The sequence below is a fragment of the Streptomyces sp. NPDC046203 genome, assembly GCF_040646255.1.
GTDB lineage: Bacteria > Actinomycetota > Actinomycetes > Streptomycetales > Streptomycetaceae > Streptomyces.
In genome coordinates, this window is sequence record NZ_JBEYZX010000094.1 from 1 (window position 1) to 5,095 (window position 5,095).

Annotated in this window: 5 protein-coding genes; 2 read left to right on the forward strand and 3 right to left on the reverse strand. The window is 74.4% G+C overall.

The genetic code is table 11. The annotated features are described in order from the left end of the window. Positions 1-223 precede the first annotated feature (223 nt). Positions 224-1,093, reverse strand: coding sequence for a hypothetical protein (locus ABZ990_RS31040; protein ID WP_361238924.1), 870 nt, complete (start codon positions 1,091-1,093; stop codon positions 224-226). 425 nt (positions 1,094-1,518) lie between these two features. Between ABZ990_RS31040 and ABZ990_RS31045 the strand changes: the two genes are divergently transcribed. Continuing rightward, positions 1,519-1,875: a cupin domain-containing protein gene (locus ABZ990_RS31045; protein ID WP_361238927.1), complete on the forward strand. Its 357-nt coding sequence runs from the start codon at positions 1,519-1,521 to the stop codon at positions 1,873-1,875. Positions 1,876-1,981: 106 nt separating this feature from the next. On the opposite strand, the gene ABZ990_RS31050 is transcribed toward ABZ990_RS31045, so the two are convergent. Together ABZ990_RS31050 and ABZ990_RS31055 are read right to left on the reverse strand one after the other, a co-directional pair. Beyond that, positions 1,982-3,232 carry an MFS transporter gene (locus tag ABZ990_RS31050; RefSeq protein ID WP_361238936.1) on the reverse strand — a complete coding sequence of 417 codons (1,251 nt, stop codon included), beginning with the start codon at positions 3,230-3,232 and terminating at the stop codon, positions 1,982-1,984. A 335-nt stretch (positions 3,233-3,567) separates the two neighbouring features. Then, positions 3,568-4,131 (reverse strand): methylated-DNA--[protein]-cysteine S-methyltransferase, encoded by a 564-nt coding sequence (locus tag ABZ990_RS31055; RefSeq protein ID WP_361238930.1) that lies wholly within the window; start codon positions 4,129-4,131, stop codon positions 3,568-3,570. 167 nt (positions 4,132-4,298) lie between these two features. Here ABZ990_RS31055 and ABZ990_RS31060 point away from each other — a divergent pair. Beyond that, a partial coding sequence (locus tag ABZ990_RS31060) for an MHYT domain-containing protein (protein ID WP_361238933.1) occupies positions 4,299-5,095 on the forward strand: 797 nt, incomplete at its 3' end.

Below are 5,095 nucleotides of genomic sequence, written 5' to 3' on the forward strand. Positions count from 1 at the left end.
GCCCACACGAGGCCCGGGGCCCCGGTGACCACGGCGACGACGAGGAGCGCGAGGACGACGGGCGTCAGGACGACGGCTGGTAGATACCGCCACTCTCCATCCGTCGCGGGGCTCGCGGGCGGGCGCGGGGCCGTCCCCGCCCGGTGCGCATCCGGCGGCGCACCAGAGGAGGAGGGCTCCCGCGACACCCGCGAGCCCCGCGACGGATGGAGAGTGGCGGTATCTACCAGACGTAGCCACGGCCGCCCATGATGGTTGTGAGGGTGTCGGAGGAGATGTGCGCGGACTTCGGCACGGAGCCCGCCCAGGAGACGACGCTGGTGCTCACCCCGCCGACCGGGTCCAGATACTCGACCTCCGCGGCCGCCGTGTCGGTGTCGTAGCCGTCGATCGCGACCCAGTGGAATATCTCGATGTTGGGATGCCCCACGAGATGCGGACCGCCCGGCACCTCCCAGGCGTTGCCCGCGATGGCGTAGTCGTTGTCGGTGTTGTGGACGATGTGCTGCCTGAAGGCGGTCTTGTCGGCGGCGGTCGGGGTGTACGGCAGGGCGTTGGGTACGTAACCGGCGCCCGGAAGGCGGTAGTTGAGCGCGTCGGCCATCGGATAGCCGGTGGCGCCCGGCACGTCGATGTCGATGCCGTACCAGGCCGTCCCGGCGGTGCTCGTCTTGAGCAGGGTGGCCGCGTCCTGCTGGGAGCGCCCGCCGACCCCGTCGTGGGCGGACTGGACGGCCACGAACGCGGCCGGACCGCACCAGTACGAGGTTTGCTGCGGTTGCTGGATGCCACCGGACGTCTTGTAGCCGGTGAGGAGGCCGGCGGTGCGTGCGCCGCGTGCCTTCTCGTACGAGGCGACTGCCTCGGCGTGCCGGGCGGCGGCCCGTTCGCGCTGCGCGGGGGTGAGCCGCTGGGGGCCGAGACGGTCGTGGGCGGCCTTGTACGCGGCGCCGGGCGCGCCGCCGTGCAGGGTGTCGGGCACCGGGGCCGCGGCGGCGGGGGAGACAGCGGGGGAGAGGGCCGCGGCGGTGGTGGCGAGGAGGGCTGCCGCCGTGAGCACGGCGGCGCGGAGCAGGGTGGGGGTGGCCGGCATCGCACGCTCCTGTCCAGGAGGAGGGAGGAGGGGGTGGCTCTGCCGAGGAGTGTGCGCCCGTGCGCCCGCCTTGTCAGGAGGGGGCGCGGCATTTCCGCGCGCCGTCGTGGATGCGCCGGTACGCGCCGGTGCGGGCCGTGCGCGCCCGGCGGCTCCATGGCGCTGAGCACCTGCCCCCGGTGGTCGTTCCCGCGCCCGGAGCGCGCGGAAGCGCCCGGGCGCGTACCTGCGGAATCCGTGCCCGTTCACCCCTCCCGCCACTGTGTGCGCGGGTCTTCGGCTGGGAGGGCGCGGTCGTCGGAGCCACGGATTCCGTCGTGGTCGCCGCCTCGGTCGCGGGCCCGGGCGGGAGGGGAATCGGAGGATTCCATTCCGGGCCATCCCGGCGGTGGGACGGGGCCGGGAGCCCACTACAGTCACCGGCCATGACCACGCACGCGCAACCTTCCTTCGCCGTCCGCATCCCCGACGCCACGCTCGAACCCGAGCCCCTCGACCCCGGCCAGATCGTCTCCGGCACCCCCGAGGTGACCGGCAAGGTGCTGTGGGAGTCCGCCGACGGCAAGCAGATCCGCGGCATCTGGCAGATCACCCCGGGCGTGGTCACCGACGTCGAGGCCGACGAACTCTTCGTCGTCGTCAGCGGCCGGGCCACCGTCGAGGTCGAGGGCGGCGAGACCCTGGAGATCGGCCCGGGCGACGCGTGTGTGCTGCGCGAGGGCGACCACACCACCTGGACCGTGCACGAGACGCTGCGCAAGGCGTACCACATCAGCCTCTGAGGACGGCCGCACCGGGACCGGGGCCCGCCACCCCCGGTCCGGCGCCAGGGCCGGCCCCGGCCCCGAGCCCCGGCTCCCGCCCCGGTACGGGCTCCACGCGCGCGTGTCAGTCGCGGCGCGTCGCCGTCCGTACCGCGAGCAGCGCCATCGGCAGCAGCAGACACGCGCCGACCACATTGAGCCAGCCGTAACCCGCCTGGGAGACGATCAGTCCGGCCGACAGCCCGCCGACTCCGGCCGCGGTGTTCATGATGAAGTCGGAGAGCCCCTGGACCGCGGCGCGGGCCGCCTGCGGGACGGAGTCCGTGAGCAGCGCGGAGCCCGAGACGAGCCCCGCCGACCAGCCGAGCCCCAGCACGAACAGGCCGAGCGCGGTCTGTACGTGGCTCGGTCCCGCAGTGCCGGCGAGCAGCGCGGCGACGGCGAGCAGGGCCGCCGCGAGGCCGATCACCGACAGCCGGCCGAGCCGGTCCGACAGCCAGCCCATCACCGGCGAGAAGGCGTACATGCCGAGGATGTGCCCGCTGATCACCAGGCCGATCAGCCGGATGCTCGCCCCGTGGTGGCTGAGCGCGACCGGCGTCATCGACATGATGGACACCATCGCGGTGTGCGAGACCGCCACCGTCACCAGGGCGAGCCGGGCCCGCGCGGAGGCCCGTACGGCCCGCAGACCGGCCTTCAGGGAGCGGCCCTCGGCGGACGATGCCTCCTCCGGCCCGGCCAGCGCGCGGGCCGTGAGGAGCGGGTCGGGCCGCAGCAGGACGGCCACCACCGTGGCCGAGACGACGAACACACCGGACGCCCACACGAAGGGCCCGGCGGCGACGGGGATGCCGAGGCCGGCCACGCTCTCGCCCGCCGGGGCGGCGACGTTGGGGCCGAGGACGGCGCCGATGGTGGTGGCCCACACCACGGTCGAGATGGCCCGGGCCCGCCGGTCGGGCTCGGCGAGGTCCGCCGCCGCGTACCGGGCCGCGAGGTTGGCGGAGGAGCCGGCGCCGAAGCCGACGAGGCCGAGCAGCAGGACCGGGAAGCTGCCGATCGCCGCGCCGAGGACGGCGACCCCGGCGCCGAAGGCGCCGACCAGATAGGCGAGGACGAGCCCGGCCCGCCGTCCGCGCCGGGCCATCAGCGCGGCGAGCGGCATCGCGAGCAGGGCGGGCCCGGCCACCGAGGCCGTCGAGGCGAGACCGGCCAGCGCCTCCGTGCCGCTGACCTCCTTGGCGAGGACGGCCGACAGGGCGACGCCGATGGCGATGCCGAGTCCGCCGAGGATCTGGGTGGCGATGAGCACGGCCTGGAGGCGGCGGCGCAGCGCCGGAAGCCGGTCCGGGGTGAGGGCGGCGCCGGGTATCGGGGCCGCCGTGAGTTCGTCAGGGGCACTGGGGGCATTGGTCACTTACGCAGTGTGCCAGCCCGGTCCCGGCCGGGGAACATCTGTTCCCGGGCACCCTTCGCGCCCCGTGACCGCGCCTCCCGCGCGCCTCTTCACGCCCCCGCCGGACCCGGCCCCGACCTCGACCGCCCCGGACCCGGCCCCGACCTCGGCCCGGCCCCGACCTCGACCGCCCCGGACCCGGCCCCGACTCCGGACCCGCTCTCCTCGGAGTGTCCGCCCCGTCCAAGAGGACCACCCCGCCCCGAACCCCCGCCCCGAACCCCCGCCCCGAACCCCCGCCCCACCCCCGCTCAGAACAGCGGTTCCGGCAGCACACCCTCCAGAGCCAGCAGCCTTCGCTTCGTCTCCAGCCCGCCGCCGAATCCCCCGATCCCGCCGTCGCGCTCCACCACCCGGTGGCACGGCACCACCACCGGCAGCGGATTGGCCCCCATCGCCGCGCCGACCGCCTGTGCCGCGCCCGGCTCTCCGACCCGGCGGGCCAGGTCCCCGTACCCCACCACCGCCCCGTAGGGGACGCCGTCCGCCAGTTCGCGCAGCACCCGGCGGTTGAATCCGGTCACCAGCGACCAGTCCAGCTTGACGTCGAAGGTCTTGAGGCTCCCGTCGAAATACGCCCTGAGCTGGCGGATCGGCTCGGCGAGCCACCCCGAGGCGTCCTCCACGAGCTCTCCGCCGAACGCCGCCCCCAGCCGCTCCAGGGCGCCGTCCCGCACCCGTCCGTCGGCATGGAACACGACGCTCACCAGCCCCCGGTCCGTCGCGACGAGCAGCAGCGGACCGATGCCGCTCGGCACCACGGACCACTCCACCCGGGCCGTCGCGCCGTCCGTTCCCGCCTTCTCACGCTTCATGCCGATCACGGTACGGCCCGGCGCCGACAACGGGCCGACAACGGGCGGATCTTTCTGTCCGACCACATGGCCCGGGGGCCTCGCCGGACGCCATAATCCGGTAGCACTACTCAGCGGTACCGACTGTTTTCGGACGACGTTGCACCCCGGGTGGAGGACATACGCTCATGCAGGGCACGGTCGACGGATTCAGGTACGGACTCGTCACGCCCGTGGCGGCCTTTCTCATGGCCTGCCTCGGCGGCGCGCTCGGGCTGCGCTGCACCACCCGGTCGCTGCGCCACCGCGACTCCTTCAAGGCCGGCTGGCTCGCGCTCGGCGCCACCTCCATAGGCACCGGCATCTGGACCATGCACTTCATCGCCATGATGGGCTTCTCCGTCCGGCAGGCCCCGATCACCTACGACCGGCCGCTCACCTTCGCCAGCCTCGGTGTCGCCGTCGTCATGGTCGGCGTCGGCATCTTCCTCGTCGGCTACCGCGGCGCCACCGCGCTCCCGCTGGTCACCGGCGGCACCCTCACCGGCCTCGGCGTCGCCACCATGCACTACCTGGGCATGGCCGGAATGCGACTGCACGGCAGGATCGGGTACGACACCCTCACCGTCGCGTTCTCCGTCGTCATCGCCGTGGTGGCCGCCACCGCCGCCCTGTGGGCCGCCGTCTCCGTACGCGGCTTCCTGCCCAGCCTCGGCGCCAGCCTGGTCATGGGCCTCGCCGTCAGCGGCATGCACTACACCGCCATGGACGCCGTCCACGTCGATCTGCACGAGGCGGCCATCGTGGCCGGCCGCGGCGACACCGCCACCACGCTCCTGCTGCCCCTGCTGATCGGCCCCGGGGTGTTCCTGCTGCTCGCCGCGGTCGTCGTGATGTTCGACCCGCTGCTCGTGCTCGGTGAGCCCGACTGGCAGCGGCCCGCCGCCCGGGGCCGGTCCCGCCGGGGCTCCCGCCGCCGCGCGAC